At 49.6% G+C, this 3,732-nt stretch carries 5 protein-coding genes; 2 read left to right on the top strand and 3 right to left on the bottom strand.

The features are described from left to right. A partial coding sequence (locus Q0294_RS08640) for an FG-GAP-like repeat-containing protein (protein WP_299463414.1) occupies positions 1–681 on the bottom strand: 681 nt, incomplete at its 3' end. A gap of 183 nt (positions 682–864) precedes the next feature. Between Q0294_RS08640 and Q0294_RS08635 the strand changes: the two genes are divergently transcribed. Beyond that, positions 865–1,212: a hypothetical protein gene (locus tag Q0294_RS08635; RefSeq protein ID WP_299463411.1), complete on the top strand. Its 348-nt coding sequence runs from the start codon at positions 865–867 to the stop codon at positions 1,210–1,212. A gap of 48 nt (positions 1,213–1,260) precedes the next feature. On the opposite strand, the gene Q0294_RS08630 is transcribed toward Q0294_RS08635, so the two are convergent. Further along, on the bottom strand, positions 1,261–1,752 hold the full coding sequence (locus tag Q0294_RS08630; RefSeq protein WP_299463408.1) for a hypothetical protein: 492 nt from the start codon (positions 1,750–1,752) through the stop codon (positions 1,261–1,263). Positions 1,753–2,341: 589 nt separating this feature from the next. Between Q0294_RS08630 and Q0294_RS08625 the strand changes: the two genes are divergently transcribed. Further along, positions 2,342–2,683: a zinc ribbon domain-containing protein YjdM gene (locus Q0294_RS08625; protein ID WP_299463405.1), complete on the top strand. Its 342-nt coding sequence runs from the start codon at positions 2,342–2,344 to the stop codon at positions 2,681–2,683. 118 nt (positions 2,684–2,801) lie between these two features. Here Q0294_RS08625 and Q0294_RS08620 read toward each other — a convergent pair whose 3' ends face one another. Next, a complete protein-coding gene (locus tag Q0294_RS08620; RefSeq protein ID WP_299463402.1) occupies positions 2,802–3,632 on the bottom strand; it encodes a phosphatidylinositol-specific phospholipase C/glycerophosphodiester phosphodiesterase family protein in 831 nt (276 codons plus the stop codon). Between the last annotated feature and the right edge of the window lie 100 nt (positions 3,633–3,732).

Raw genomic sequence — 3,732 nt, 5'->3', positions numbered from 1 at the left:
GGCAACGGGCACATGAATTGTTCCCGGTGCATTTAATAATTCGTGGTCTCTGAATTTCAAATCACCTCGATTTTCCAGCCACAGAACCGATCCTCGATTGTAACCAAAAATGGCTACCGCCAGATCAAGATCGCCGTCGCCGTCAAAATCCCCTGGCTGCACATCGGCAACGCGTCTGACATCATCCAGAATCACGTGGCGTACATACTCTTCGCCTTTTCGTTCGTAAAGCTCGACACGTCCAATCACCCGGTCATCGGGCAACAGGTTACCCAATATCGAAACGATGATGTCCTGATCTCCATCACCGTCAATGTCAACAACCGTCGCATGCGCGGGAGCTGCTAAATCACGAAGCAGAACTTCTTCCTGCCAGCGATCCTCGCCATCCGCTTTAAAAAGCGAAACAATACCTCGCCCTGCGTCACAGCCGATAATCTCATTTTTTCCGTCACCGTCGAAATCCAGAATTTGCACATTCGTGATTAAAGGTAAGCCAACCGGCTCAGGTCCCACAGTAGCACGTTTAAATTTTAACGGAGATGCAGGATAAGATGTCCCTCCGGAAAAGATTTCCCGGGGCTGACCAAGAGAAGGCAAACCGGGCAATAACAGCCACGTACTGATCGGAATGAGAATCACCAGACAGGTTAATAGCAGAGCACGTGTTTTCAGGGACATTGATGATCCGTCTGTTTTCATGAGAAGTGGGAGTTGCCAGTCGGAGGCAGGAATTACCAACGGCTTCCTCGCTTAATCATATCGCGTGAAGTAAAGCGGAGACAATGACTTAACATACCAAAACACGCGACAAACGTGTTTTTCTCAAGTCTTACCTTATATACGCAACCGGGAGCAAAGACTTTGGGAATATTGGCAGCAATTCCGCCAGAAAAGATCGTTCTTCCCCTGACCAGGGTACGCATATTACGACCGATTTTCCTGCTTTTGCTGACTTTAATGCCATCGGCTGTAAAGACACCAACCCCATTCGTATTATGCATTCCGGAAATAACGTCAAAGCTGGCGTTTGCAGGGCTGGCCGGAGATCACGATCAACCAGTATTGGAGCGACCTGCCACACGAGGCATAGAAGACGTTCCGCGCAGCAAAAAAGCAGATCAGCAAAAAGTATTGCTGATCTGCCTTAAGCTCACATCCTTGACTGATCAGCATTTGCTGACCAGGTTCTCTCCTTCGTCAAGCACTTAAATCAGCTTGCTGCGTCCTGCCGATACCGGCAACAGAAGCATCCGACTGCTATTTGTTGAACCCGTCGCGGAATCCAGTTCCCCAGTGACCATAGTGAATTCCACCAAATTCATGATGACGACTGCGGTGAACGTACGAACGATTTCCGTAATAGTTACTGAATGCGCGAGTCCCTACAAAATCGGTATTACCCGAGTCAGCCCGCGAACTCGAATTTTGATACGTCATCAGATCAAAGGGCTTCCAGGTCCCATTGTGATCGACCAGCCATTGTCCCTGTTCTGTCAAAAACCACCAGCTTCCATTGTGGTAGCGATACCGTGCCCGGGTAGCGTCATCTAGATTCAGATGCGCGGTCCCCGCAAGCACAATCGGATCGATCTGCGTGATGGCCTTTTCCGGCAACACCTTGCTGGTTACATTGGCTCCCGAATTAAGCTGTGCATCAGAAGAGTCAGCCTGTACTTGTGCGGATAAGAGAAGAGGGCTGAGTCCCAGCGCTGCCGCTACGGTAAATACTTTCAAACTGAGCGATTTCATGTGAATACCTTCCTTTCATTTAAGGTATCAATGTTAATTCCTGGCCGCGTTGGTAGAGTGATTGGCAAACGCCATACCCGCTCCAGAAGGAGAAGTAGATATCCCGAGATCTGCTCTAGGAAATCCACCTAGAACAAACTGTATGGAGGCATGTCTGAATAGGCAGCGTCTTAACGGAAGTAATTAAAGTGAGCATGGTTACATGACACTCAATGGATACAGAGATTTCAGCAGAGACCATGAAAGCTTTAAAACCTGATACCGAATCTGAAAGAGCTGAAACCTTCCGTTATGCAATATCTTGCTCTGATCTGCAAAAATTTGCTTGATCGGAAGAATTGTGAGAATCCCCCCCTGTTGTGGCGTTTCCCTGAATCCTGACACTGCTCAGTGACTGCTGAGACACACGGACTGAGGCAGAAAGGACGTTCCATCCCTCGCCAGTGTGGTCTGGTTAATACCCGTACGAGGCGAGACAACTTCTCACTCTGACTTTTCCTGAGAGCGGTTAGACGTTATCTTGATGTGACGTAGTGCCGGGAATGAAATCGGCGATTAGAGACTGGCTATACAATCTGCAGGAGATGAGATGAGCGATTTGCCGATATGCCCGGAATGTGCTTCTGAATATACCTATGAAGACAGAGATTTGCTGGTGTGTCCCACATGCGGACACGAATGGAACAAAACGACCGACGGAGAGGACGCCCCCGTCGGTTCCGTAGTCAGAGATGCCAACGGCAACGAACTGAACAATGGGGATACGGTGACGGTCATCAAAGATCTGAAGGTGAAAGGCTCATCCTTAGTCGTCAAGGTAGGCACGAAAGTCAAAAACATCCGCCTGGTCGATGGCGACCACGACATCGACTGTAAAATCGCCGGCATCGGCGCCATGCAGTTGAAATCGGAATTCGTGAAGAAAGTCTAGGCAACGACAAAAAGGGACGCTGGTATCTGGTTCTTGCGCGACAAGCAAAAGAGGTCAAGACCAATCGAGTTCGGTACAGTTTACGCTTTCATTGAATCCAGCGCGGGAACAATGACATTTATTTTCCCTGACGACTCTCATTCGTCTGTCGCATCAGGAAAGCACTTAGCCTTTCAAGCTCGTCGGTATTGATGTGGTCCACTCCCGCATTGACAAGTTCCTGCCACAGTTCCTCTGACTCCGGAGTCGCCCAGAATCGAACTCGTCGGCCTGACACATGAGCCTGCTCGACAATCTCTCTCAACCTGGCTCTCTCAGCCTCGGGCATCTTACCCTTTCCACGGTATTGAAAATGCGACGTCCAACGGTCGCTGATCAGCGGCATCAGATGTGATGGTTTCTCCGAATCCAGATCACCCAAGCGCCCGTCGATTCCCGTATAACACGGGTTGTCGGTTTCAATCATTTCGATGGGCCGATCCCCCGATATCACAACCTGCACCAGGCCACGAATAGATTTTCCGTCTTTAAAAGTGCAGAGAAGCCCTTCGTATTCCCGGAGTTGATTCCGCAACACCGGGTAAACGTCTTCTCCATCTGCCTTGATGTCGACCAGCAAGGTGAATGGCGGGGACTTCTCGTCTGCCTTCCGGGGATTTTCCTGGAAGTATTCTTTTAGCGGCGTGAGATACAACTTACGGAGCGTGCGTTCGCTGGATAACTCGGAACGACTATGGCCAACGAGTAATTCTCCCTCGACGAGAAAAATGTCGGCTTCCACGGACCAGAAGCCATTTTGCAGCGCATCGAGCAGTGGACAGTTATGAGAGTAATCGTTATGGGCATGCGCTCGAAATTGAGGTGTCTTATTCTCACGCTGCGCCAGGCCGATCGACTCGTAACCGACAAGTACCAGCAGAATGACAGAGAAGAACTTCAAATGGAACATTCACTAAACCCTTAGATATGTATTTTCCCGAATTCGGCTTCCCAGGACCGTTGCCTCTGGGAACAGGTTAGCGGTCATCGATCTGAGCATCCAGCTATTC

Source organism: uncultured Gimesia sp., from assembly GCF_937919775.1.
In the GTDB taxonomy this organism is placed as follows: Bacteria; Planctomycetota; Planctomycetia; order Planctomycetales; family Planctomycetaceae; genus Gimesia.
The sequence above is the reverse complement of the archived record's forward strand: the minus strand, read 5'-3'. Positions and strand labels throughout refer to the sequence as shown.